This is a genomic window from Sphingobacterium sp. UBA1897 (assembly GCF_002337775.1).
Lineage (GTDB): Bacteria > Bacteroidota > Bacteroidia > Sphingobacteriales > Sphingobacteriaceae > Sphingobacterium > Sphingobacterium siyangense.
Genome location: NZ_DDGR01000002.1, coordinates 22,512 through 49,108 on the forward strand (window position 1 = coordinate 22,512; position 26,597 = coordinate 49,108).

The 26,597-nt window shown below is 41.0% G+C and carries 17 protein-coding genes; 8 read left to right on the top strand and 9 right to left on the bottom strand.

All coding sequences use genetic code 11. The annotated features are described in order from the left end of the window. Positions 1–25 precede the first annotated feature (25 nt). Positions 26–1,435 (bottom strand): alpha-L-fucosidase, encoded by a 1,410-nt coding sequence (locus B4N43_RS01600; RefSeq protein ID WP_286732439.1) that lies wholly within the window; start codon positions 1,433–1,435, stop codon positions 26–28. A gap of 130 nt (positions 1,436–1,565) precedes the next feature. Between B4N43_RS01600 and B4N43_RS01605 the strand changes: the two genes are divergently transcribed. From B4N43_RS01605 to B4N43_RS01620, 4 genes are all read left to right on the top strand, one after another. Further along, complete coding sequence (locus B4N43_RS01605) at positions 1,566–2,981, top strand: sensor histidine kinase (protein ID WP_286732441.1); 1,416 nt, start codon at positions 1,566–1,568, stop codon at positions 2,979–2,981. Next, positions 2,968–3,678: a response regulator transcription factor gene (locus B4N43_RS01610; RefSeq protein ID WP_286732443.1), complete on the top strand. Its 711-nt coding sequence runs from the start codon at positions 2,968–2,970 to the stop codon at positions 3,676–3,678. Before B4N43_RS01605 ends, B4N43_RS01610 begins: the two co-directional genes overlap by 14 nt. A 26-nt stretch (positions 3,679–3,704) precedes the next feature. Further along, positions 3,705–4,289 carry a Crp/Fnr family transcriptional regulator gene (locus B4N43_RS01615; RefSeq protein WP_232475704.1) on the top strand — a complete coding sequence of 195 codons (585 nt, stop codon included), beginning with the start codon at positions 3,705–3,707 and terminating at the stop codon, positions 4,287–4,289. A 271-nt stretch (positions 4,290–4,560) separates the two neighbouring features. Then, a complete protein-coding gene (locus B4N43_RS01620; RefSeq protein ID WP_070567440.1) occupies positions 4,561–5,370 on the top strand; it encodes a helix-turn-helix domain-containing protein in 810 nt (269 codons plus the stop codon). Positions 5,371–5,372: 2 nt separating this feature from the next. On the opposite strand, the gene B4N43_RS01625 is transcribed toward B4N43_RS01620, so the two are convergent. From B4N43_RS01625 to B4N43_RS01660, 8 genes are all read right to left on the bottom strand, one after another. Continuing rightward, entirely contained in the window at positions 5,373–6,497 is a 1,125-nt protein-coding gene (locus B4N43_RS01625) for an MBL fold metallo-hydrolase (RefSeq protein WP_286732445.1), read from the bottom strand. 232 nt (positions 6,498–6,729) lie between these two features. Then, the gene (locus B4N43_RS01630; protein ID WP_286732447.1) at positions 6,730–8,202 is read right to left on the bottom strand and encodes a TlpA disulfide reductase family protein; all 1,473 of its coding nucleotides are present in this window, start codon (positions 8,200–8,202) and stop codon (positions 6,730–6,732) included. A gap of 28 nt (positions 8,203–8,230) precedes the next feature. Then, entirely contained in the window at positions 8,231–9,616 is a 1,386-nt protein-coding gene (locus B4N43_RS01635; protein ID WP_286732448.1) for a RagB/SusD family nutrient uptake outer membrane protein, read from the bottom strand. A gap of 11 nt (positions 9,617–9,627) precedes the next feature. After that, a complete protein-coding gene (locus tag B4N43_RS01640; RefSeq protein ID WP_201670483.1) occupies positions 9,628–12,978 on the bottom strand; it encodes a SusC/RagA family TonB-linked outer membrane protein in 3,351 nt (1,116 codons plus the stop codon). 24 nt (positions 12,979–13,002) lie between these two features. After that, the gene (locus tag B4N43_RS01645; RefSeq protein WP_075991592.1) at positions 13,003–14,019 is read right to left on the bottom strand and encodes a FecR family protein; all 1,017 of its coding nucleotides are present in this window, start codon (positions 14,017–14,019) and stop codon (positions 13,003–13,005) included. Positions 14,020–14,102: 83 nt separating this feature from the next. Further along, the gene (locus B4N43_RS01650; RefSeq protein WP_075991593.1) at positions 14,103–14,693 is read right to left on the bottom strand and encodes an RNA polymerase sigma factor; all 591 of its coding nucleotides are present in this window, start codon (positions 14,691–14,693) and stop codon (positions 14,103–14,105) included. A 583-nt stretch (positions 14,694–15,276) separates the two neighbouring features. Further along, complete coding sequence (locus B4N43_RS01655) at positions 15,277–16,878, bottom strand: sulfatase (RefSeq protein ID WP_286732449.1); 1,602 nt, start codon at positions 16,876–16,878, stop codon at positions 15,277–15,279. A gap of 33 nt (positions 16,879–16,911) precedes the next feature. Next, positions 16,912–18,741, bottom strand: a complete 1,830-nt coding sequence (locus B4N43_RS01660; RefSeq protein ID WP_088160617.1) for a right-handed parallel beta-helix repeat-containing protein — start codon at positions 18,739–18,741, stop codon at positions 16,912–16,914. A 145-nt stretch (positions 18,742–18,886) separates the two neighbouring features. Between B4N43_RS01660 and B4N43_RS01665 the strand changes: the two genes are divergently transcribed. The 4 genes from B4N43_RS01665 (at position 18,887) to B4N43_RS01680 (ending at position 26,552) form a co-directional block, all read left to right on the top strand. Continuing rightward, on the top strand, positions 18,887–19,057 hold the full coding sequence (locus tag B4N43_RS01665) for a hypothetical protein (protein ID WP_157698393.1): 171 nt from the start codon (positions 18,887–18,889) through the stop codon (positions 19,055–19,057). A gap of 97 nt (positions 19,058–19,154) precedes the next feature. Continuing rightward, on the top strand, positions 19,155–21,410 hold the full coding sequence (locus B4N43_RS01670; RefSeq protein WP_088160618.1) for a GH92 family glycosyl hydrolase: 2,256 nt from the start codon (positions 19,155–19,157) through the stop codon (positions 21,408–21,410). 402 nt (positions 21,411–21,812) lie between these two features. Beyond that, positions 21,813–24,926 carry a SusC/RagA family TonB-linked outer membrane protein gene (locus B4N43_RS01675; RefSeq protein ID WP_201639549.1) on the top strand — a complete coding sequence of 1,038 codons (3,114 nt, stop codon included), beginning with the start codon at positions 21,813–21,815 and terminating at the stop codon, positions 24,924–24,926. 9 nt (positions 24,927–24,935) lie between these two features. After that, a complete protein-coding gene (locus B4N43_RS01680; protein WP_070567424.1) occupies positions 24,936–26,552 on the top strand; it encodes a RagB/SusD family nutrient uptake outer membrane protein in 1,617 nt (538 codons plus the stop codon). Positions 26,553–26,597 lie beyond the last annotated feature (45 nt).

The following is a 26,597-nucleotide window of genomic DNA, read 5'->3' on the forward strand; positions in this document are numbered from 1 at the left end:
AGTTTGATGAAAGTTTTTTGGCTTGTTAGCGTCTTTCTTGGTAAACGCCGATTTCGTTTACGACCGCATGACCTTTTTCAGGTTTGATGCTGAAGCGTAATTTTTGTCCCAGTACTTCATCAAAGCGGAAGATCTTGATGCGGCCCTGTTGTACCGCTGTAACCGCGATAGGATGCCATTTTCCATCTTTCAGATAGGATAAGTTATACTGTGAAGGATTGTCTTTTCCTTCGGTAATAACAACACTATTGAAAGCTTTACTACGTTCAAAATCCAATTCATACCATACTTCACCTTTGACTGCCGGATTGGAGACCCAGGCACTACCAAAGTTATCGTCGTTGGCAAAATCCATAATGTTCATATCTTCGCTCCAGCTACTGTATGAAGGTACTTGTTTGGCTATATTGTGGTCGACTATTGGTGCCTGGTAACTTGGTAATGAACTGTAGCTGGGTTTATTTTTGTATAATGTACCGATTGTCTTCAGTGCATCAAGTGCATTTTGATCCATCAGACCATCACTATTTGGTGCTACATTGAGCATAAAGTTGCAATACGCGTTGTTGTACGGAATTACAAATTTCTCGACCAATTCATTGACGTTTTTAACTGGGGTGTTCGGAAACGATGTTTTCCAGAACCAATTTTGCTGTAAGGGAAGACAGGCCATTGCCGGCAATTTGTTATGCTCCTTGGAGATAAATTGACCCGCGCCTTGTTCGTACGATTTGATATCGGTGTAAAACAACGCATCACCTGGATATTTTGCCGAATTGAGATCCATCAACAAACATTTCGGTTGGAGTGACTTGACAAGATAGTAGATGTCATCGAAAGGAACGTCATCGTACGAAATTCGCGACCAAGGGGCGTCCCATCCATCGATGACCAAGGCGTCGATTTCGCCGTATTGAGTCAGTAATTCGGTCAACTGATCTTTGATCAATTGGATATGTGCTTTCGTAATGGTATGTGGACGTATGCCTTGATGCATATCCAAAATGGAATAATACAGCATAACACGCAAACCATTTTTGCGGAAGGCATCCGTAAATTCTTTAACAACATCACGATGTAAAGGCGTGTTCATTACATTATAATCTGTTGTTTTGGTATTCCAGATCGGAAAGCCACTATGGTGCTTAGTGGTTAGGCAACCATAGCTCATGTTGGCCGACTTGGCAGCTTTGGCCCATTGATCGGCGTTGAGCCTCGGAGATTTGAACAGTTCAAGCGCGGCATTAGGATCGGACCAGTCTTGTTCCATAAAAGTAGGCATGCCATAGTGGATGAACATACCGAATCCAAGATTGACAAAGTCGAGCTGGCTCTGCTCAAGGACCTTCTTTGAAAAACTGGATTGTGCCAATAACGTGTTGCCCAGTAAAAGAAAGGATAGGCAGTAAAGTAGGGGCTGTGAAATTTTGGACATAATTTGCTAAGTTGTTATGTTGTAAAGATAGGTCAAGGTTGTGTTATTTAAGCCTAATGGAAACCTAACGAAAGCCTAATAAAAGCCTAATAGCTATCTTGATTCGACAAATTGATGTTATTTTTAAACCATGAAGAGTACCGGTAAAAATATATATCCTTGGGCATTCGGAACAAGCTTCTTGATCTTAACAGGGCTGATCGGTTTTCTGATCTTCAATACGTATAAGCTTGAAGACAAGAATTATCAGATTGGACAGCTCAACCGGATCCAGAATGCTTATGGAGCTGTTATTATGGATGATAAGATATTCCCTGGGGGGGATGCCATATTCCAGACAACATTGGTACCCTGTTTGCCGAAATGGTATGAAAAAAAAATAAATAAGTCCGCAGACGCAGACCAGTACGGTAACCATTGTATGAATGGCTTTCTCGATCAGATGCGGAGGCAGCAGTCGTTAGACAGCATTTTTCGTCGGATCGTACATCAGCAAGGGCTCGATACGACACTTGTTTACCTATTCCATTTTGATAAATTGGAAATATATAATGCAAGAGACCGTGCCTGGACGACTTTCTATGCGTTAGCAGCCGATGATCGTGCTGGTCTAATTAGTGGCAAACTCAAGCGCGGAACAAATAATAATAGGGTATTCCAACTGTCTGTTAGTGACAAGAATCCTATTCCTTATCGTTTTACCTATAGCCTGTATGTTGATTATGAAAATAGGGACTGGCGTCTTGTCCAACGGATGATGCCCGTGTTTTTACTCTCCTTAGCTTGTATTGTTGTGATCGTATTATTGAGTTATCGAACCTATCGTAATTGGATCAACCAACGTAAATTGGCGGACCTGAAAACGAGTTTTCTAAATCATATGCGCCATGAATTTAATACACCGCTGACGACAATTTTGATCAGTGCACATAGTTTGATCGATCGTGAAACAGGAAAAGACGATAAGGAGGTGGCACAACTTGGGCGCATCGTGGAAAGGCAAGCCAAACGACTCAAAGCTTATTTTGAACAGGTCATGGGATCTGTGGCATTACAGGAACAAGAGGCTAAAATTGTATCCGTTTCTATTGATCGGCTGACACAGCAAATACTGAAAGAACTTCATTTGCGCTACCGAGGTGAAATTGAAATTCAATATGAACCTTTAGCTGCCGATGTGGAGATGAATCTTGATGAAGATTATTATTTTTCAATCTTAGATAACCTGGTATCCAATGCGATAAAATTTAACGATAATAGTAAGAAGACGATTCAGTTTAGCTGGGAGCAGCAAGGTCATCATTATAACCTCAAAATAGTGGATAATGGGATTGGGATCGCCGCTGCAGATCAGGAAGCGATATTTACAGCATTTTATAGAGGGAAACTATCGGGTAATAAACCTGGACTAGGACTGGGGCTTTACTATGTCAAATCTTATTTGGACAGGCTGGGTTGGACGATCCATGTAGCAGGCGGTAAGTCTGGTTCCGGTACAATTTTTTATATTTACATGAGTAATGTGGCATTCAATGGCAAAAGATAAGATTGACATCCTTTTGATTGAAGACGAACCTGATTTGGGCGAAGTTTTCTCACGTTATTTGCGATACAAAGGCTTTACGGTACGCTGGGAAAGCACGGCGCAAGGAGGCTGGGCGGCTTTTCAGTCCTGTGCCGTCAAATTACTAATTATTGATGTGCAGTTGCCCGATGGTAATGGTTTTGACCTGGCGCAACAAATGATACAATTGAATCCTGGGCAACCTATTTTCTTTTTGACAGCACTTCATGAACGCACATCGCGACTCAGAGGACTTAGTCTGGGCGCTGTTGATTACATTGCGAAACCTTTTGACATGGACGAAATATTGCTCAAGATTCGCAATTTATTGACCGTGGCAAATGCGCCCGAAATGCCGACGAATCCGGAAATCGAACTCGCTATCGGTTGTCTGTTGCTCAATATGGAACGCTATAGTTTGCGTGATGGGATGGGAAGCATACAAAAGCTCACAGTCCGTGAAGCTGAGTTGCTGCGACATCTGGTCCTTCATAAAAATCTATTGGTCAATAAAAAAGATCTCCTGCTGCAGTTTTGGGGTAATACGGATTTTTTTAACGGTAAAAGCCTGGAGGTTTTTATCTCCCGACTTCGTAAATTGCTGCAGATGGATCGCAAACTTCATATCGAAAGTATCTATGGAGCGGGTTATATTTTACACGAAAATGAAGGTGTTTAACGACCCGATCTATTTAAAGAAATACTATGTTGTACGAAAATATTCTTAAAAATGTGTCCAAGTGCATTACTTTGACAGCCGAAGAAACCGAACAGTTCACTGGTTTACTGACAACAAAGAAGGTTCCCAAGAAAACGATGCTATTGGAGGAAGGGGAAATTTGTCAGTTTGAAGGATATCTTCAAAAAGGTTGTGTCCGGATTTATTATCTGGATGAAAATGGTTTTGAAGTAACGCTGGCTTTTGCTGTCGAAGATTGGTGGATTAGTGATATTGCTTCATTTCATTATCATACACCATCTAGTTTATACATGGAAACATTAGAAGACAGTGAGTTTTTGATGTTAACACCAGAGACGAAAGAGAGATTATTAGAGACTGTTCCAAAGTTTGAGCGGGTTTTTCGTATGTTGGTGCAACGTCGGCTCGCTGTTCTGCAAAATAGGCTGATCCATACAATGGCCAAACCAGCTGCCGATCGCTATCTCGAATTTATTGAACTATACCCGACTATTTCCCAAAGGGTACCGCAATACTATATTGCATCCTACCTGGGGGTTTCACCCGAATTTGTCAGTATTATACGTAAGCGGCTTGCTGCAAAGAAATAATAAGCAGTTCGAATGGCTCCATTTTGAAACACGTAGGTGATGACATGGGCTATTCGATTTAGAAAAAAGAAGGATGCTTTCCAAAAAGTGAATGTATTTATGCGTTGAGTTTTTCGGTAGCTTGATTTGAGCTGTGTACCAACTATATTTTGAGCTTTCGGACAACTAGACTTTGCAAAAGGTATGAGATATTTGCTACCTTTAGGCTGGGACTGATTTTAGCTATCGGTACCCATAATCGCAGAGCCGTTTAAAATAAATTGTATTGAGCATGGAAGAGAAAGATTTTGGGAATGCCTTTTTGTATTCCTGTTATGTCGAGAAAGCATTTGGGCACGAACAGTTCATTCCCGAACATGTCGTTTTTTTTCAGCTATCTGGTGAAACACATCTGGACCATCAGAAAGGAAAATTGGTGGCGACAGAAGGGCAGATTGTGGTTGCCCGTAGAAACCAACTGGCCAAAGCTTTTAAATATCCCGCGAAAAATAATATTTACAAATCTGTTTCAGTATTGCTGGGGGCTGATCGGCTGAAGCAATACGCGATGGACCATCACCTCAGTTCGGACAAAAAGTATCAGGGTGAGTCCAATGTTGTACTGGAAAGTAACCTGTTTATAAAAAGTTATTTTGAGTCATTGACGCCCTATGCGGAAGCCATCGACCGAGTGAGCCCGCAGATGGAAAATATCAAGATCTACGAGTTGATCACTTTGTTGTTGGAAAGCTATCCACAGTTAAAAGACCTGCTTTTTGACTTTTCGGAGCCGCATAAAATTGATCTCGAGCAATTTATGGTTAAAAACTATCGGTACAATGTACCTTTAGAAAACTTTGCGAAACTAACAGGGCGGAGTTTAGCAAGCTTTAAACGTGATTTTGAGAAAATATTCCAGACGTCTCCCCGAAAATGGCTGCAAGAAAGACGTCTTTCTGAGGCTTATTATCTAATTGAAAATAAGCGTCAAAAACCTGCTGATTTTTATCTTGATCTGGGTTTTGAAAACCTTTCTCATTTTTATGCTTCTTTCAAGGAGAAGTTTGGCATAACACCAGCGACTATCAATTCCGTTGCTTAAAACTATTTCCGCCACCAGTAACTTGGTACTAAAGGGGGCTGATCCAGGTCGATGACCTGGCCGATCATAGGCGTAAGCAAGGGCTGTTGTTCTCGTATTGCTTCCTTGGAAATACGTTCTAGAGGTTCATTCCAGGCATGATTGGCCAATACAAACTTAGACGAATGAACCGGAAACAGTAAGGAAGCTTTTAGATCATGTGCCGCTTGGACAACCTCTTCCGGCATCATGTGTATATGTTTCCAGCTAAGGTCGTATTGGCCATTTTCCAATATAGCCAGGTCAAAAGGACCCAATTGATTACCTATCTCTTTGAAGTGGTTATCGTAGCCGCTATCCCCGCCTAAATAGAGCCGCATGGAAGGTGTCTGGAGCGCATAGGATGCCCATAATGTATTGGCAGTAAATATACTGCGGCCTGAAAAATGTCTGGCAGGTGCAACTGTTACACTGAAACCATCACCCAAGTTGATTTCGTCCCACCAATCTTTTTCGATGATCTGTTCAGGACGATATCCCCAATATTCAAGATGGGAGCCAACGCCAAGACCAACAATGACTTTTCCTACCCGGGGTTGTAGAGCCGTTAACGTCTTATAATCCATGTGATCATAATGGTCATGTGATATAAATAGATAGTCAATCGGCGGTAGAGCAGATACGGTAGAGACATCGGCTCCTTTAAACGCTTTTACACTTCCTGGAATAGGGGAAGCACTGCCACTAAGCACAGGGTCGACGAGTATGTTCTTATCATCGAGACGAAGGAAATAAGAGGAGTGACCAAACCAAACAAGCCCATGAGGCTGACTTAACAACTTTTCCCAGTCGATATCCATTGTTGGTATAGTGTGTTTGGGACTTGTTTCGTTCGAGCGCTTAAAAAAATAATCGTATAGGGCGACGGTCCAGGGCTGCGTGAGCTGTGGTGTAGGGCTGCTATTCTGGAATTTTCCTTCTTTAAACTGTTTCGATAGCTGTATGCGTTGAAGTCTTTCACCCGAGGGTCTTTTGCCAAATTGTGGATGCATCATATATAGTCCGATAAGAGCGATGAGAACAGTCAGTCCTAAGATTATTCTTTTCAAAAACCGAAGCCACTTATTGCTGTTGTTTCTTGTTGCCATCTGCATATTGTATAACAACAAAGATAAGACTGCTGAGACAGATCTATTTTTGCTGATAGCTCAAATTTATGTGCTGTATGGCTCATTTCGGCAGATTCATCCGATCCACAATATCAAGAAAGTCTTAAAGCCCACAAAAATTCTTCTTTTACGCTCAGGAGTTGGCCGGACTACAGTTGGCTGGATTATAAAAAGAAGGGGGCTGTTCAATCTTTTTGAACGCCCCCTTCTTTTAGCCTTTATAAGGTTTTTTAGCAGCTTCGATGAGCTCTTTCATTTCTAATTTAATGTAATCTACATTTGGAGTAGATCCCGTAAGAAAATAACGTATATTTCCTTCCTTATCAATAATAAATTTTGCTGGAATTCCTTTGACTCCGAATTTCGCGGCCATAACTTCTCCGGTTTGTGGATCTTTTTGATCGTCATAGAGAACTTCAAAAGGATAGTTATTCTTGGTGATAAAGGATATCACATTTTCTTTATAGTTCTTATCGCGCTCCCAGGTATTCATGAATAAGAATTGTACATCCTTATCATCTGCATAAGAGTCCTGTGCTGCCTTCATTCCTGGGAATGAACGGATACATGGCTGACACCAAGTTGCCCAAAAATCCAATACCACAACTTTTCCCTTTAAACTGGCTAGGGATACTTTTTCACCTTTAAGATTGAGTAATTCAAAATTAGGTGCAGGTTTAAAAGTTGCCATTTCTTTGATATGGTTGCGAATGTTTTGCGTTAACTCTATTTTTAAGGATGCATTAAAATTCTCATAACCTTGAACAGATCCATTCAATTCAGTATATAATTTTTTAAGATCATTTTCGACCGCAAATTGTCCTTTAGCATATAACTTGGTGAGAATATTATATGCCTCAAGCTTTCTTCCTGTGCCCATTAAAGATTTGTAGTATACCATTGCTAGACCATCCGCTTGCTCTGGTGCTGCATTTAATGCATTTTCTATATAACCTAGCGCTTCAGCAAATTTTTTCTGCGAAACGAGTATATTGACATAAGCTGACATGGAGCTTGCATACCCCATGGCCGCAAACCGGGCCTTATTGTCTTTTTGATCCTCTGGAAGGGTTAAATAGTAATAACTATCATCCATAGCGGTTTTTAAGAGTGGTGCTGCAGTAGTCGTATCACCTGTTCTCAGGAGGATTTGACCAACAGGGATATATCCATTTCCGCGCCAGAATCGTTCTTTCATTTCTCCTAGATAATATACTGCTTTTTGTGCATTCCCATCGTTCGCAAAACTTTGTGCTAAATTAGCCAATACATAATCATAAGTCAGTGGTTCTTCCTTGAAGTTTTTAACTGGCCATTTTTTGATAAGGTCGTTATAAGCTTTTTCTTTTTGTACTGGCGTACTTGCATTGTAAAAAACATCTGTGATAAAGGCATCACGGGTTAGTGATCCTTTTGGATATTTTTTCTTAGCCAGTACTTCTGCAGATGCCTGCAGATCTTCCTTCCCTAAAGAACGCAAAATGTTGATTGTAGTACGGTAGTCTTCTTCCGATTTATAAGTCTTTAATTCGCTCATTAATACATTAGCAAGCGAATCCTTTTGTACCAACGTACCTTTTTCTATAATGGGGAGATACTGTTGGTATTTGTTTTTTGCTGGTTGTTGTGCAAAAGATGCTGTTAGCGAAAACACCAACGCAGCCGTTAAGATTTTTGTTTTCATTTTTTGTCTGTATGATTTTTTAAATTCATTAATCTTCGTATCCTGGATTTTGTGTCAGTTTATTGTTGATCAAAATCTGGGCTTGTGGAATAGGATACAAGACATCCGTGGCCTGCCAGTTTGATTTGATTGGAGATAATACAGCGGTAGCACGATCGGTCCGCTTGAGGTCGAGCCAACGATGGCCGAACTCACCGAAAAATTCGTGCAGGCGTTCCGTTTCTATTGCAGATAGTAATTGTGTTTGGTTTAAGCTTGAATTAAGTCCTGCAAGTCCAGCGCGAGAACGGACAGCATCCACATCTGTCCGGGCTTCGGTAAGTTTTCCCAGTTTAGCCCTCGCTTCCGCGCGAATAAGATACTGCTCGGCTAAGCGAAGCATAATATGGTATTCGGAACCTGTTCCCGAGGATACTTTATATTTGGTTATGGCATAATAGATTTTGTTGGAGACCGTCTTTGAACTTGTCCAATTTGTTTTTCTTAAGTCAACCGTCGGAGATGTCTCAAAGCTATTGTACACAGCGTCCGGTAGGGTGTAGCCGGGTGTAGCTGTAGCCGCGGTAATATAATTGGAGCCAAATGTCGTTACTCCCGTTTGATTGCCAAGTTGAAGGATAACCTCATTACTTGAGTTTACAAAATTTTTATCTGGTGTCGGCATGCCATAATCAGATGACTGTAATACTTTGGTCGCATAAGATTCTGCATTTTGATAATCCTTTTGGTAAAGATAAACTCTTGCCAATAATGCACTTGCAGCAGTTTTGTTAGCTCTTCCTCTCGGGCTTGCTGTTGCATCATAGGCCGTCGCCATCTTACTTTCCGCATCTTTTAGATCAGCAATAATCTGATCATATACTTGCTGTGCAGAAGTTCGTGGAAGAATTGCATCTTCAAAAGCGTGGAGGTCATCACGTAATTGCAATGGCACATCGCCATAAAGGTTGACGAGATAGAAATAGGTATAGGCCCTAAAAAATTTCGCTTCGCCCAGGAGCTGGTCTTTTACACTTGGGGTAAGGCTGGTGGATGCGTCGAGACCTGATATCGCATTGTTTGCATTCTTGACAAGTTGGTAGCAATTTGACCAGAAATTAGCGACATTTCCATTTGTGTTCAGCAGGTTATTGCTGGCGAATTCCGAGGTATTTGCATCAGCCGCATTGTATTGAAGGTCGTCTGCAGCGATTCCTGTATAAAAGGTTGAAGTCCCGGCGAGATTGATGCTTAATGCTGTGGTATACAATCCGCGTATGACACTATTTGCCGAAGCATCTGTAGAGAATGCTTCGCCAGCTACAACTTGTGTCGGTGGAGCGCCCAATTCCACAAATTTTTCGCAGGAGCTGGTCAAAAGAGTTCCACTGGTAATTGCTAATAATAATATATTTCTATTGATGTTTAATTTCATGATCTCTAGTTTTAAAATTGACAGTTAAATCCAAATACAATCGTCCGCAATGGAGGCAATACCTGGGCAATCGTTCCAGTTCCTAAACCAGATGGACCGCCTTGCACGGTAGTTTCGGTATCCAGGACATATTTGTTCTTGGCCCATGTAAAGAGATTTTGCCCTTGCATAAATACATTACAATTAGACATTTTTAATTTCGAAGTCCAGCTTTTGGGCAGGTTGTAAGATAAATTGACAGACCTCAATTTAATATAGGAAGCATCCCCATAGACAGCATCAGAGCTGGTATATTGATTATAAGAGTTGCTTAATGCAACTCCATCAGCTGAAGATGCCGGTACTGTCGGGATAATTGCTCCCGGGATATTGGTATTGCTGTTATTTGGTGTCCATCTGTCCAACCAGTAATCATTTTGGTTGAGCATAGCACCAGGTCTTGTATTGAGGATTTTAGTTACTCCAAAGCGGTGGTTAAATTGAAAAAATACGCCAAGCTCGAAGCCTTTGTAGGAAAAAGTATTGTTAAATCCACCATAGAAAGGTGTACCTAAGTTAGCAACGTATCGGTCATCGCCCGTTATAGCCCCATCGCCATTGCGATCTTCGTATAACGCCCTTCCTGTTGCGGGGTCTACACCTTGATAGTGATACAAGCGGACCATATTGAGTGGCTCACCAACTAGAAAGCTACTTGAATAAAATGTGTTTTCAATTCCAGGAAATTCGACAAGTTTGTTTTTATAAAACGTGAAATTAGCAGATGTTTTCCATGTAAAATTTTCATTTGTAATATTGGTGGTGTTCAACTCCAATTCCAAGCCTGTATTTTGGATCAATGCCGGTAGGTTTTCTTTGTAACTGTTGTAGCCCGTTTGAGTACTTAAAACTAAATCAGTTATCTGATCAGAAGAACGATTTCTGAAAAAGTTTCCAGTAAACAAAATTCGATCTTTCAAGAAACCTAGATCTAAAGCAAACTCCAGTTTTTTGGTTGTTTCCCACTTGATATATTCATTTGGAAGTGTTCCAATATTCATGGAAGGATTATTTAGATACGCGGTTGTTGAAGAGTAGAGTGGAAGATAAAGGTAATTTGAAATTTGATCATTACCTGTAGTTCCATAGCTCGCTCTCAATTTACCAAAACTTAAAAACGTTAGATTATCTTGTATAAAATCCTCTTTTCCAAAGACCCATCCTAGCCCTATTGCTCCAAAATTTCCGAATCGGTTTTTAGGTCCAAAACGAGATGAGCCATCTCTTCTAAAAGTTCCATTAAACAAATATTTCTCTTTCCAGTCGTAATTTACTTTTCCGAATAGTGCATTGTATTTGTAATATACGAGGTTATTGCTGGCAGTGAATAATCCTGCGGCACTGAGCGAACCTAAAAGTGCATCGTTTGAATAATTAGAACCATTGGTTGTCTGTGAACGGGATGAATTTTGCTGAAAACTTGTTCCAATTAATGCCGTAAATTTACCTTCGCCGATACTTTTTACATAATCCAATGTCGGTTCAATAATCCAATTTTCGGCCTTTGTATTAGAGAAACTAGAAGAACCAAGCGGGTTGGAAACGGTATTGTTTAAGGAAGTAATTGGCCGTTGGTTATTTTGGTTCAACTGTGTGATTGTATAGCCAAAATTTGCTTTTGCTGTCAGTCCAGGTATAATTTTGTAGCTCAGATTGGCATTTGAGATCAGATTATTGGTATTACCAAAGTATTTCCGTTCGAGCAAGGCGATTGGGTTGTCAATAAAAGCTGATGACGGTAACCAATAGTATTTTCCATTGTCACCATAGATTGGATAATTGGGGGGCAAATTGTAGAGAGATGTGACATCAGAGGAAGGCATATCGGAATTGTCGTTGGCATAGCTAACTGATAAAGCGGCATTGAATTTTTTGTCAGAAGAGGTGTGATCCAAGTTTAACCGTGAGGTAAAGCGACTGTTTTTGCTATCTCCATAAAAAACAGTACTCTCGCGTCTATATCCCGAATTAAAGAAAAAACGGGTAGATTCGTTTCCACCAGACATATTCGCTTGAACGTCGGTAATATGTCCTTTGTTTCCAATCAGCATTTTCTGCCAATCTGTCGATTTGTTCTGATCCCATAACATAAGATCTGGAGCGTTATCGGCTGTAGGTGTAACTCCAGCATTAGCAAAAGCCTCTTTTCTTAGCGTGAGATATTGTTCTAGATTCAACATAGGGATAAAGTGGTTGACCTCGGTAAATCCGGTGTTAAAGTTTACACCAATGCGAGTACGACCTGCAGATCCTTTTTTTGTGGTGATCAATACGACACCATTTGCGCCCCGGCTACCATAGATCGCTGTAGCGTCGGCATCTTTCAAGACATCGATACGTTCAATATCAGCTGGATTAATCATGCTGAAGGGACTTAAGCCGCCTGAAGAAGCTGAGATACCAAATGAATTGAGGTTATCTGTTGCAGGTTGTCCGCCGTTAAAATTGGTAAATGGAACTCCATCAACCACGTATAGCGGTATTGAACCTGAGGTTGTTCCACTTAATGACGCCTGATTCCTAATCTGAATCTGAACAGCACTTCCGGGCACACCATTGTTTTGGGCGATCAATACACCGGACATTCTTCCCGATAGTGCGGCAAGGGGATTACTTACAGGTTGAGAGGTTATGTCCTTCGCTGTGATCGAAGCAACTGATCCCGTATTCAGTCTACGTGTTGTCGTACCGTAGCCAATAACAACCACTTCTTCTAAGCTTCCTTCTTCCGGTTTCAGTTTAATAGGAGTAGAATTGGCAATAAGCTGCTTTGCAGTGATATCAACCTTCTGATAACCAATAAAAGAAAAAGTAATAATGACATCGTCATTTGGAATACGCAGTCCCCATTGTCCATTGACATCCGTTGCGGTACTCGTTTGCATATTGCGGTATTCTGCTTTTTGCCAGTCCTTTATGATAACAGATACTCCTGCCAAAGGCGTTCCATTTTCATTGACTACTTGGCCCGCAATGTGTTGCTGATTCTCTTTTTTTTCTTTTATAGCGATAATGTCATTGTCCAATACTTCCCATGTTAGGTTGCTCCCGGCCAGAGACTGGGAAAGAAGATCTTTTACACTGATTTTCTTTCCAACAATATTGATTGTCGAGTTTGGGAGAGTCGATTTGCTAAAGAACATTTTGTATTTGCTCTTGTCATTGATTGTTTGAAATACATCTTCGAGTTTTCCTCCCTGGACGGAGACATCAATTTTTTCAGTTTGAGAATAGGCGAAGCTCTGTATATGCATGGCGCTAAGACAAATGAGCAGTAAAGCCAATCTCGACTCTTTTCTAAATTTGGGTTTTGTTTTGTTCATGTGAGTTATATAGGTTGATTGTTTTTAGAGTAGTTGTATTTGATTTTTCCCCGTTTTTTTAATTTGAAAGTAATTGACAGTTTGTAATGCTTTTAGGATATTTTCTAGTTGTTCGTTTTCGAATGTTGCTGAATAGCGTTGGTTAGCAACTGCTTTGTTTGTAATTTTAATTTCCACGCCATACATGCGTTCTAGTTTTAAGGCGATATCCAGTAATCTATCATCTTGAATGGTAATCCGATTTAATAACCATTCGGTTTCTAAAGCGGATCCGTCTTTTTCAGAGATGGAAAATGGCTGAATAGCTATTGCCATAGGAGCCGATGCGGTTTTAGTAGTTGTAGATGGGAATTCCTTTTCAACTCCATATACCTTTCTGATCACAAACTTTTCTTTGGGCTTTAATATAAATTTCTGATTGTCAGTTCCTTTTTTCCAGATGGATACTTTGCCACGTACCAAAGCTGTTTGGGCATTATTTTCTTCGGCATAATCGCGCACATTGAAAGCGGTTCCCAGTACGCTAATTTCCATTCTTGGTGTATGAATAAGGAAGGGCTTGGATGGATTTTTGGCGACATCGAAAAATGCTTCCCCAATCAAAGTAACTTCACGTGTGCTGGAATCTTTGAATGAGGCGGGATAGATTATTTTGCTCGAAGCATTAAGTGTAACTTTTGTACCATCTTCTAGAACAATTCGCTGCTGTTGTCCGTTTGTTAGCGTAATTTCTCGATTGTTTGGTTGCGCAATTTTGTAAAGATAAAGAGCTGTAAAAGCGATACAGAGGATAGCTGCAGCTGCTGCAATTCTAGGGAAATTGAATGTTTTCTGATTCCTCCGAGTCAGTTTCTTTATAATTCTGCCATGAATGCGTGCTTTGAGTGCTTTCTGTACATGATCGGGTAGTGTTTTGATTAAATTCGGTCGGGATGAAAATGAATCGAAAAAACGTTCCACGACGTCCATTTCTTCCGAATTGGCTTCGCCTTTTAAGTATTTGTCAATTAGCTTTTCGAGCTCTTGGTTAGGATATTGCATATGATTAGTACAATGTTCACTTAAATAGTGCCCCTAAAAGGAAAAAATGTACTAGTCTAAATTGGTGTTTATTTGTAATTTACTTATTTACAGTTGTATAAAATTATGAGTAGCGTCAAAAAATGTTGGATAACAAGTTTTTTTAATTTTTGAATTGATACTCCGAGGTGATTTTGAACTGTATTTTGGGAAGTTTCTGTCAAATCACTAATTTCTTTTGTGGTAAGTCCATCTAAGTATCTCATTTTAAAGATTTCTTTTCTTTTTTGTGGGAGATGGGCTACCCATTGTTCAATTAAAGATTTTAAATCCTTTTCGGCATACTGATCTCCTTCCAGAATTTCATAACTTCGATAAAGGTGATGATTTTCTTCGATAAGGATATTTCTGCGTTTGTTTTTCTTATAGGTTTCAAAGACTTTGTATTTCATGCATGCAATGAGGTAGGATTTCAGGTTGTGAATCTCTCTACTGGGACAGTGTTCCCAAAGTTCAATAAATACATCCTGAACAATCTCTTCACAGGAAGCTAAATCTTCGAGTCTTTTGTAAGATTCATCTAAAAGTAAAGACCAATATTTATCATACAAAATATTGAAAGCCTCTAAATCGCCTTCTCGGAGCCTAGCTAACAAGCTTGCATCATTATGAGCTGGATCTTTATCGTTTTTCATGATATGATAGTGTGAAGTTGAATTCCTTAGATTGGTAGGGTTGAGGAATGTAACTTTTTTTCAATATTACAGATTTTATTAAATAAGGTCAAGATCTGTACGTATTTTTTATTTTTTGTGTTTAATCTTTTGAAATTCATTAAACATTTGACATCATCATTTGGGCTTATATTCATAAGAAATTGGTTTTTGAGCCGTAATTAACTCAAAATTAGGTTGAATAAAATGAAAATAGAATTCACTTTTAATTTTTCGAATAAATAGTCAAAAGTACATTTGTTTTTGGATGAGTACTGAAATTTATCTTGTTTTATGCTTGCAGAGCCATAAAAAATTCGGTTTTTATTGTCAAGGTTTAATAATATTTTAAATTAATAAAAGACCCCTAATGTTCATTAAATTAGAAATGCGTGAACTGATTGAATCTGCAAAAAAAGAAAAAAAAGGATAGTTGTCAAGGATAGCAACAGATTTTGCTAAATCGTATCTTCGAAGGACAGGATAAACCAGCGAAGCCCCGATATGTACTTTCGGGGCTTCGTTGTATCGGGGCTTCGCTGTATAAGTCATCCAAGCAGGCCCCTTAATCCATCGGCTTAATTTGATCAGGATAGGGGATCTGCTGTCCCGTAGCTTTGTAGGTCGGCAACTGAGCCTTCCAAGTCCGGAGCTGATCAGAAAGTAATTTGCTGAGCTCGCTGGTTTTTCCTTTCATTTTTGGGGCAAGGTTGTTGAGTTCACCGATATCTTGCTGCAGGTTGTAAAGTTCAAGCTTCCCATTTTTCATGTCGTAAAGCAACTTATAATCTCCTTGTCTTATTGCCGAGAAAAAGTTGATTCCAGGGCCATCTGGCACTGTCCACTTGTTGGGGATATTCCATACCAATGGCCGGCTGTTCCAATTGTCGGACCTATTGCCTTCCATTAAGGGCAAAAGATTTTTTCCATCTGGTTTTTCCTGTACGAGCTGATAGTGATCTATTTTGGCTAAACTGAGAATCGTTGGAAAGAGATCTTCGACCATAACAGGGGTAGCATCTGTGCTTGCAGGGTGCTGCTTGGCCTGTTTGATCAACAGAGGAATCCGGATTCCACCTTCGTAAACCGACCCTTTCCCAGCTTTTAATGGTAGGTTCTGTGTATGGCTTGGTCCGGTGCGCATTGGGCTGAGGCTTAGTCCGCCATTGTCGCTAAGGAAAATAATGACGGTGTTATCGTATAGGTTTTTGTCTTTAAGAAATTGAACGATATCACCCATACTTTTGTCATAACCTTCGACCAGTGAAGCATAAGCTGCTTCAGTGGAATCTAAGCCGCGGTCGAGGTATTTTTGTACAAAACGTGGATCGGGTTGGATCGGGACATGCACCGCATAGTTGGAAAAATTAAGGAAAAAAGGCTCCTTACGGCGTATCGGCTCCTCCAGTGCCTTCAGCGCCTCCCGGGTTAAGGCTTCCGTTAGAAATGTGGATGTGCCATGGTATTCCATAAGATCGGGAACCGCCTGATAACCTGCTTTACCAGGAAGGTTACCGTAATTCTGCTCGCCATAGTAGTTTTGTGGGTGCCCAGCGGAGTGTCCTGCAATATTGACCATAAAACCCAAATTTAAAGGGCTGGCACCAGGTGTTCCGGCAGATCCCCAATGTGCTTTACCCACATGAATGGTATAGTAACCATTGGCCTTAAGGATGCTTGGAAATGGAGTAGCATATATCGTATGTGGTATATTGGGTACAGGGCTTAGTCCGTTGATATTCCAATCCGGTGGATTCAACAATTCATCTTTGCTATCGGTCGGGGTGTCAGCTTTAGGATGGGTCCAATTGGTGACACGATGATGAGCAGCATTTAAACCGGTCAGAAAGCTCACCCGGGAAGGTGTGCACACCGGTGTCGCATACGCATTGGTAAATTTAATGGCTTCTTTGGCCAATGTTTCCAGATAGGGGGTATGAAACTTTTCGTTGATCGGTGTTTTGACCTTGTAAAATGGTTCGGACATGTCCTGCCAACCGAGGTCATCCACAAAAAACACGACAATATTGGGGCGTTCTGTTGTGGATACCGATTGGTGCTTCTGCTTAACTTTTGTTCGGTTGACAGTTTGCGCATGGCCTCCTACACACATACCCATGAATAACACCGCAAGGGTGAACGATGAATTGTTTTTGCGAAATAACATAGGGACAGTTTATAGTTTAAATATCGGGACTTGTTATTGATCCAATGTTTCTAAATCACTTTGTTTGCCATTTACCGTATTGTTTGAAATAATGCTATTTGCGACACGTTCAAAAAATAAGGGCTTTTTATTCCAATGAAATGCAGGATATTCCTTATTGGTCTTGATTTGATTGTTGCGAAAGACCAATCCATTGACTGATTTGGCGTAAAGAATAGGCTTATCGAAGGTTTCAAAGCGGTTGTCTTCGATGACGATATGGCTATGGAAGTATTTCTGCTGATTTTTTAAATCCGGAATTTCTGGATAGATCGATATAATCGCATTGGTAAATTGGAACATATTGGTCAAGGCATTGATAAAAGTATTGTTCCGGATTTGAATATCGTGGCAGCTACCCGTTTCGTACCAACCATTGGCATCGCCACACAGGAGAATAGCTGTACCTGAAGTATGATCAAAGCGGTTGTTTTCTACCAGGGTCTTTTTTGGCGTGCTGAATAAAGCACCTCGTGCTCGATTGTGGCGTATGGTATTCCCGCTAAATAGCACACGTGGCGTCCATGTGAGGTTTTCGATGCCAATATCCATTTTTGTTGGGTCAATAGCTGGGTCCAAAGCATTACTTAATGTAATCATGAATTCGCGGATTGGATCTGAGGCTTTCTCGCGTAAAACGCTAATGGATTGGATCTTATTTTTCTGGTCCCAGAGTTCCATTGTACTGGATCGGATAAATTGGACCGTATCCCCCTGGTAGCCCCAGTCAAATCCGTAGGATTGATCGTGCATATAACGACCGATCAATGTTTTGTCGTCTAGTCGTTTGGTGATCTTCAGGTAGGTGCCATGGATATTGATGGCATCATCCATCATATTTTCATACAGTCCATTCTTCGATACAATAACACCCTTGCAACCCGAAAAATGTGTTGCGTCGGCCTGAGCTGTAAAATAACGCGGATCCTGATCGCTGCGAAGTGCAATTCGGAAACCTTCCAATGTGATGTTGTCCGTTAATTGAGCTAGCAAACCCATGCCTTCGGCGTAATGGACGGCGATATTTTCAAGTCGTATATTTTTTCCTTTATGGACAAATACGCCCGGACTGGGACGAAATCCCGCGCGCATGGCAACGACGGTACCCGGTATAAGCTTGCTGTTCTTCCATTGCTGCGCTTGAATAATACCCTGAGAGAGCTCTTTCACTTTGGTTGTGCCCACGCGGATATCGCTTGTATTATAGACTATCCGTTTGGTCTTTTCTTCAAAGGCAATCCCCGATGTCGGTCTCAGTTGCCAGCCTTCACCGGTATTGTAAAATATGCTGTCTTTGATCGTATAGGTTACCCAAGGTGCAGTTTGATAAGTAATTGTACCGTTGATTGTATCGTTTTGTAAAATCTTGACCTGGCAGATCTGAGGGCGCTCAAAATCGATGTGGATATTTTTCAACGTGAGGTTTTTATTCTCGATCAATGCGATAGGTAACATGCGTCCATGATAGATAAAGTCTGATCCTTGTCCATCAATTGTGATGTTGTCGCAATTTTCAAATGCCATACCTACGGTTTTGGGGTTGTCCTGATCGTGATTGGAGATGTAGTATTCGCGGGTTAGCGCCCCTTCTGGATGAAAGTCATAACGTCCCTTTTTGAATTTTAAAATAATAGGTTGTTTCTTGCCAATCTTGCTGAAGATGGATTGAATAGCTTTATTGACCAATGCCGTACTATTTGTGCCCGTGTTGGGAACAACACCATAGGTGGAAAGATCGATACTCTTCGTTGCGGACTGTGCAAGGCTGTCAAAATAAATAAATGGTAGGAGAAGGATAAGTAAATAAGGTTTTAGGATGTTCATGATGTCCTGCTATTGATAAATTGGTTTAAATCGCACAAGTTCCCTATGGGATTGGCTTGTCGAATATAGGGATAATCGTTCAACATCCAAATTAAGTCGTAAAGCGTAGCGTTTTTTTTACGCACTACATCAATCAACATTTATCTTGCAGTTCAAAGGTAAATGGTATGCTTTTTACCATAACAGTGAATTGTCACAAAAAAATGGCGAATTCAACGATTGGCTTCGTTCCATCTGCGTAGACCGCTTGGAGTACAATAAGGATGGCAGTATCAAGAAGGTAAAGCAGACTGGCTTATTGACAGGTCCCAAATAATCGATGGACACGAAGACGATATGTTGCCAAAAAAAATTAACTTTAGGGGCGGAACAACTGTTTCGCCCTTAAACCATCGAACACTTAATTGTTTAAAATGCTAACGAAGAATATCAAACGTAAAACCAATACATTGTTACGCACAATATGTTGCTGTTCTCTTCTTTCGGTCAGTATGCTAAAAGGTTTTTCCCAAGCTAAAATGACGAAAGATTATGTTGACTATGTCAATCCTTATATGGGAAACATCAGCCATTTATTGGTGCCAACCTACCCAACGGTCCACTTGCCAAACAGCCTTTTGCGCGTTTATCCTGAGCGGGGAGACTATACGTCAGACCGTCTGTTTGGTCTGCCGCTTATCGTTACCAGCCATCGTGGAAAATCGGCTTTCAATCTTAGTCCCATGGTGAAATTGCCGGGCAGTTTGAAACCGGTACAACTGTATAGTTACGATCAGGAGGAAATACATCCGTATGCCTATTCGGTGCTATTGGATCAAGAGAATATTCAGGTAGACTATGCGCTGTCGCATCAGTCGGGGATGTATACCTTTACGTTTCCGACAACTTCGACAAAATACCTTCAGTTCAACTCACAGGAAGGGAAACTTCAATGGGATGGACGGGGACTTTCGGGTACACAGGATATTGGTAATGGTACGCACGTGTATATTTATGCTATTCCCGAATCCAAACCTGTTGCGGTAAAGCGACTGCAAGGCCAACAACTTGAAAATGCAACAGAAGCTGTTGGTAAGAATTCGTGTATGGTATTGGAGTTCAATCAGGCAGGGACTAGCTTGCGCATGAAATATGGTGTTTCATTTATCGATGTCGCACAGGCAAAAGCCAATTTAAAGCGTGAAATCAGCGACTTTGATCAAAAGAAGCTGGCTGAAAAAGGCCGTAAAATATGGAACGACGCTTTAGGTAAAATTGCCGTGGAAGGCGACAATGAGTCCAATAAACATGTGTTTTATACCTCCTTATACCGCACCTACGAAAGGCCAGTCAATATTTCTGAGGATGGCCGTTATTATAGTGCGTTCGACGGTAAGGTCCATCAGGACGAGGGCAAACCTTTTTTTACCGATGACTGGATCTGGGACTCCTACCGGGCACATCATCCATTGCGGGTACTGTTAGAGCCTGGCACAGAATCCTTGATCCTCAATTCTTTTGTCCGGATGTCTGAACAGATGGAGCAGCCTTGGTTACCTACTTTCCCTGAGATTACGGGTGATAGTAGACGGATGAATTCCAATCATGGTGTAGCAACTTTGTTGGATGCTTACCGCAAAGGCGTGCGTAATTTTGACATCAAGAAAGCCTATCTGGCAGCAAAAGGTGCGATTACAGAAAAGACGCTAGCTCCTTGGTCGGGAAAAGCCGCAGGGAAATTAGACGAATTTTTTAAGGAGAAAGGCTATATTCCAGCATTATATCCAGGTGAGAAAGAAACGATACCAGAAGTAAACGGTTTTGAACGGAGACAGCCTGTCGCTGTAACCTTGGGTACCTCTTACGACTTATGGTGCTTGGCACAGCTTGCTCAAGAATTGGGTAACCAGGCTGACTATGATCTCTTTATGAAGCAATCTTTCAATTATAGAAATCTTTTCAACGAACAGACCAAATTTTTCCATCCCAAAGATGACAAAGGAAATTTTATCATGCCTTTTGATTATGTGTTTTCTGGCGGACAGGGAGCACGGGAGTATTATGGTGAAAACAATGCCTGGATATATCGTTGGGATGTACAGCACAACATTCCGGATCTGATCAAATTGATGGGGGGAAATGAATTGTTTGTCAAATACCTTGATGAGATGTTTCAGCAACCTTTGGGTCGGTCGAAATTTGATTTTTATGCGCAGCTTCCCGATCATACAGGTAATGTTGGACAATTTTCCATGGCGAACGAGCCGGCTTTGCATATTCCTTATCTCTACAATTACGCCGGACAACCTTGGATGACACAGAAACGGATACATAAACTGATCGGTGAGTGGTTTAGAAACGATCTTATGGGGGTACCGGGCGATGAAGACGGTGGAGGGATGTCAGCTTTTGTGGTCTTTTCCCAAATGGGCTTCTATCCTGTAACACCAGGTCTGACTTCCTACAGCATCGGCTCTCCATTTTTCCAGAAAGTGAGCATGCAGCTTCCTAATGGCAAGTCTTTTGTAATTATCGGCAAGAATGCATCTGCAAAAAACAAATACATTCAATCGGCGAAATTAAATGGGCAGCCGCTGAACGTTCCACAGCTGACCCATGCCGACGTGCTGAAAGGTGGCACATTGGAATTTGTGATGGGGGATAGAGCAAATCGAAATTGGGGAAACTAACATAGCTTGCTTACCAGCATAATCACGCCAGAAAGTAAAAAAGTAAAAAGCGCTGTTGATCATCGATCAACAGCGCTTTTGTTATAGATAGTTGTTTTCCATTAGCTATTTACAATTAACCCAATTAATAGTCCATTAATAAAGTATTAATGGAACATATAAGTATTTGTTTTTAATATAACAACAGCGTTTCAGCTTGGATGCAGCCGGTTGCATTGTTTTTTATACTAAAAAAGTGACAAAGTGAATTTCAATAAATAAAAGACAATCGATTGCGTTATTTGCGCAATCGATTTCGTGACACCATTGTTTTGTTCCCATAAAATATCCCTCTAATTTAACGTACTGAACCAGTCACTCTAATACTAAACTGACAGACTCAATTTTACTAACTATTTAATTATGATTTCAAAATTTACAAGTAACCAAAAGGTAAGCCTGCTTGCTATTGCTCTTCTTGTTGCGTCTTCGCAAAATTTGTGGGCCGAAGAAATGCCGATTGCATTTAAACATACAGCAAAAGAGGCCGCTCAGAACCAAGTTACCGGGAAAGTAACCGCAGAAGATGGTCCTCTTGCGGCTGCGACTGTTTCGGTCAAAGGGACATCGGTATCGACATCGACAGATGCAAAGGGAACATTTGCAATTCGAGCTAAAGCGGGAGATATTTTGCTTGTTAGCAGCGTTGGCTACAAAACCAAAGAAGTGACAGTTACAGGAACGACCCTATCAATTCAGCTGGAAAGTAATAATGAGGCTTTGGAGGAAGTGGTCGTTGTGGGATTCGCTAAACAAAAGAAAGTAAATCTAACTGGTGCTGTACAGGCGATCACGTCAAAGGATCTACAGGACCGTCCCGTTACAAATGTATCCTCAGCGATCCAGGGTAAATTTTCGGGTGTAACAATTACTCAAAATTCAGGACAGCCCGGTAAAGACAACGGTACGATCCGAATCCGTGGCCTAGGTACTATCAATAATGCAAATCCGCTTGTTATTGTCGATGGAATAGAAAGCTCGATGAATAACATTAACCCCAACGATATTGAAAGTGTTTCGGTACTGAAGGATGGACCTAGTGCAGCAATTTATGGATCTAAGGCTGCAAACGGCGTTATCTTGATTACGACGAAAAAGGGCGGTAGTGGCAAGCCGCAATTGAATTATACAGGCTATGCCGGTATTCAGGATCCAACACGTCTACCGGAATATATGAACTCTTATGACCATGCTGTCATCTTAAACGAGGCTCTTAAAAATGAAGGGAAGACGCAGCGTTTCTCCCAGCAGGATCTAGAACTTTTCAAAAATGGATCTGATCCGGACGGTCATCCCAATACAGATTGGTTAGGGTTGTTGTATAAAGGGTCAGGTTTCCAGCAATCGCATAATTTGCAGGTTACAGGAGGAACAGAAGATGTGCAGTATATGGCTTCCGGAGGCTATCTAGGGCAGAAAGGTGTTATTAAAGTAGCGAGTTCGGACCGGTATAATTTACGCACAAATGTGGGGGCAAAAGTGTCTTCCAGGCTTCGATTTGATTTAGGGCTGGCGTATAACTATCAACGTATTACCGAACCCGTAAACCCTTATACAGGTGACATGGCACAGATCTTTAGACAGGTAAATCGTATTCCTAGTTTTATTCCATACAAATATAGCAATGGTGTGTATGGTCGTGGTAGCGACGGTAACCCAATCGCTTGGATGGATCTGGAGGCAAAGGACAATATGATCAATAAACATACGCAGGTCAATTTCTCCGGTGAATTTAAGATTATGGATGGATTGAAGATCAAACAAGTTGTTGGCTTTCAACCGATCGACAATATGTCTTCCAAATTCGTCAAAGACATCCAATACTATGCACCGAACGGTGATTTGGGACCTAAGCAAGGGGTGAATAATCTGACTGTTTACAACTTTCAATCTGAACGATTGACTTTTCAAACCTTGTTGACCTATGACAAAAAGATTGGTGACCATCAGATCAATGTTTTAGGTGGTTTTATGGATGAAACATTCCGTGCGGATTACTCCAGTGCTTATGCACAAGGTTTCTTAAATAATGATTTTTCAGAACTGAATTTGGGCAGCAAAGACGGAATGAAAGTCGATGGGGGAGCCAAAAAGCTAATATTACGCTCTTTCTTCGGTCGTATCAATTATGCATTTGCGGATAAGTACCTATTGGAAGCCAATGTGAGACGTGATGGAACATCGCGATTCTTGGGAAGCAATCGTTGGAGTACATTCCCGTCTTTCTCAGCAGGATGGCGTATTTCTCAGGAAGATTTCTTTAAAGAATCCTCGTTGTCTGATGTAATCTCAGAATTGAAATTAAGGGGCGGTTGGGGTAAACTAGGAAACCAACAATTAGCGGCAACATCAGACAATTCATATCCTTCTTCAGACGCTTATTATCCAGGCTTATTTACCATTTCTCCTGGTTATAACTATTCTTTTGGTGGTGAGATCAGTTCCGGTGGAGCCATCGTAGAATCGGCAAACCCAATATTAAAATGGGAGTCAACGACAAGCACCAACATTGGTTTGGACCTGAACTTCAAAAATAATCTAGGCTTTGTATTTGAATACTTTGACCGTAAAACGGATGGGGTATTGTTAAAACTGCCTGTATCGAACTTATATGGTCTTCCAGCACCTTACCAAAATGCAGGGAAAGTACAAAATAATGGGGTAGAGCTACAAGTAAATTATCAAAATAGTATCGGAGATTTCAAATATAGCATTGCCGCAAACGGTTCTTATATCAACAACCAGATTAAAAAATGGGCGAGCGACGAACCACAGGTCAATGGAACTTTCTATATCTATGAGCAGGGCCGACCAATCCGTTCGTTTTATGGCTACGAAACAGCAGGAATCTATCGTTCGGATGAAGAATATAAAAACAGTGGCATTCAAGGCGTAAATGGAACTGTAGGTGCTGGTGATATTATCTATAAAGATCAGAATGGCGATAAAAAAATCGATGGAAATGACCGTGTATATCTAGGTTCGCCTGATCCGAAATTCATCTTTGGTCTGACGTCCAATATGAGTTATAAAAACTTTGATCTGAGCCTATTCTTCCAGGGGGCCGCTAAAGTACAGGGCTATCTTTGGGGTGAAGCCATTGGCGGGATCTCGGGATCTGATAAACCGACAACCATTTTTGCAGATCGTTTCAATGCAGAGACCAATCCAAATGGATCGATGCCGAGGGCATTGACCAGTTGGTCACAAAATAGTCCTTCAGGCACTCCTTCCGATTTTTGGATACAGAATGCAAGTTATGTCCGCTTGAAGAACATTACCTTCGGTTATACCTTACCAAAAACGTTTACGGATAGAATCGGTATTAAAGGGGCCAAGGTATACTATAGTGGGCAAAACCTCTTGACTTTTACTGGTTTTGCTAAAGGATTTGATCCGGAGGCTCCAGCGGATTCTAGAGGTAATTACTACCCACAAGTGAAAACAAATGTGTTTGGTCTTAACGTAAACTTTTAATTGAAAATCATGAAACTTAGAAATATAACGATTGCATTGAGCGTAGCCACCTTATTGTTCTCTTGTCAAAAACTCGATCAGGAACCGTTGGATGCATATAATGCCGATAATTTTTGGAAAACGGAAGCAGAAACCGATTTTGCTGTAACAGGTTTGTACAGCGGTACAAGGGGAAGCGACGGTAAGCTGGCCGAAGGATCTGCTTGGGAAGACGGTACACAGATCTTTTACATGGACTGTACTTCGGATAACTCCAATAGTGATTTCCCTTGGGAAGGATTCCAGGCTTTAGGAAATGGCACCGCAACACCGACAAACGCTGGAAATGCAGAGGCCCGCTATACGTACGAGCATATCCGTCGAGCCAATTACATCCTTGAAAATATTGAAAAATCACCGGTTAATGCTGAAAAGAAGAAGCGGCTGACCGCCGAGGTACGCGTTATACGAGCATACAAGTATTTTGATTTGGCGACCTTATTTGGGGGAGTGCCTATCATTACGAAAACTTTGACGACAGAAAATTCGTTTGTGCCTGCAAATACGCAAAAGCAAGTATTGGAATTTGTGGAAAAAGAATTGAAAGAAGCTGCTGCAGATTTGTCGTTTGCTAAGGGTGGCGGCCGTATGTCCAAAGGTGCTGCCCTTGGTTTATTGGCGCGCTGTTATGCTTTTGAGAAGAAATACCAGGATGTCATCAATACAACACAGGAGATCATTTCTTCGGCTAATTATAAATTATTCGATGATTATGCGACCTTATTTGAAGAGGCAAATGAAAATAACAGTGAGGTCATGATGAATATCGAATATTTGGTAAATATTCAAGGATATACTTCACTTGGTATTATGCTGCCCAATTCAATGGGGGGATGGGGGTCTATTGTACCAACACAGAGTCTGGTAGATGCTTACGAAACTGCCGATGGACAGACTATTGGCGAGTCAAAATCTTATGACCCTGCCAGTCCATATGAAAAAAGAGATCCACGCCTGGGCGCAACAATTGTTTACCCAGGAGCACTGTACAATGGTAAATATTTCGATCCATTAAATCCGAAATCGGAAGATTATCCATCTGGTCCAGATAATGCATCCAGCACAGCTTACAACTATAAAAAATATATCCAAAATCCGAGCAGTTATGCGAACATTTGGAACGTAGGTACCAACATTATTGTGATGCGTTATGCCGAAATGCTTTTGTTAAATGCGGAAGCAAAGATTGAATTGGGGATTATCGATAATACCGTATATGATAATATCGATCTAGTTCGCCAGCGCGCTAAGATGCCAAAAGTAGACAAAGCCGTATACAGTGGCCAGAGCAAACTGCGTGAATTGGTACGTCGTGAGCTGCGTGTAGAATTCGCCGGAGAAGGACGTCGTCGCTTTGATATTATTCGTTGGGGAATAGCCAAAGACGTAATGAATGGTCCTGTAAATGGCGCGCTGTCCAAAGGTACGGTGGATCCTAAAACAGGCAAGGTTACCTATACTTCGTTAACTGATCGTTTTTTCTCTGAAAATAGATCGTTCAAAGCTGGAAAAAATGAATTGTGGCCAATTCCACAAGCTGTCATCGATAATAGCAAAGGAACGTTGAAGCAAAATGTAGGGTATTAATTTTCTCCTGCTATATTTTTTACGAAGCAAGCAAGCAAGCAAGCA

Bases quoted from the DNA above. Each gene is read 5' to 3' on its own strand.
- B4N43_RS01620 (WP_070567440.1), top strand. From the start codon at position 4,561: ATGGAAGAGAAAGATTTTGGGAATGCCTTTTTGTATTCCTGTTATGTC.
- B4N43_RS01600 (WP_286732439.1), bottom strand. From the start codon at position 1,435: ATGTCCAAAATTTCACAGCCCCTACTTTACTGCCTATCCTTTCTTTTA.
- B4N43_RS01610 (WP_286732443.1), top strand. From the start codon at position 2,968: ATGGCAAAAGATAAGATTGACATCCTTTTGATTGAAGACGAACCTGAT.
- B4N43_RS01615 (WP_232475704.1), top strand. From the start codon at position 3,705: ATGTTGTACGAAAATATTCTTAAAAATGTGTCCAAGTGCATTACTTTG.
- B4N43_RS01605 (WP_286732441.1), top strand. From the start codon at position 1,566: ATGAAGAGTACCGGTAAAAATATATATCCTTGGGCATTCGGAACAAGC.
- B4N43_RS01650 (WP_075991593.1), bottom strand. From the start codon at position 14,693: ATGAAAAACGATAAAGATCCAGCTCATAATGATGCAAGCTTGTTAGCT.
- B4N43_RS01680 (WP_070567424.1), top strand. From the start codon at position 24,936: ATGAAACTTAGAAATATAACGATTGCATTGAGCGTAGCCACCTTATTG.
- B4N43_RS01645 (WP_075991592.1), bottom strand. From the start codon at position 14,019: ATGCAATATCCTAACCAAGAGCTCGAAAAGCTAATTGACAAATACTTA.
- B4N43_RS01640 (WP_201670483.1), bottom strand. From the start codon at position 12,978: ATGAACAAAACAAAACCCAAATTTAGAAAAGAGTCGAGATTGGCTTTA.
- B4N43_RS01625 (WP_286732445.1), bottom strand. From the start codon at position 6,497: ATGGCAACAAGAAACAACAGCAATAAGTGGCTTCGGTTTTTGAAAAGA.
- B4N43_RS01660 (WP_088160617.1), bottom strand. From the start codon at position 18,741: ATGAACATCCTAAAACCTTATTTACTTATCCTTCTCCTACCATTTATT.
- B4N43_RS01630 (WP_286732447.1), bottom strand. From the start codon at position 8,202: ATGAAAACAAAAATCTTAACGGCTGCGTTGGTGTTTTCGCTAACAGCA.
- B4N43_RS01655 (WP_286732449.1), bottom strand. From the start codon at position 16,878: ATGTTATTTCGCAAAAACAATTCATCGTTCACCCTTGCGGTGTTATTC.
- B4N43_RS01635 (WP_286732448.1), bottom strand. From the start codon at position 9,616: ATGAAATTAAACATCAATAGAAATATATTATTATTAGCAATTACCAGT.
- B4N43_RS01670 (WP_088160618.1), top strand. From the start codon at position 19,155: ATGCTAACGAAGAATATCAAACGTAAAACCAATACATTGTTACGCACA.
- B4N43_RS01675 (WP_201639549.1), top strand. From the start codon at position 21,813: ATGATTTCAAAATTTACAAGTAACCAAAAGGTAAGCCTGCTTGCTATT.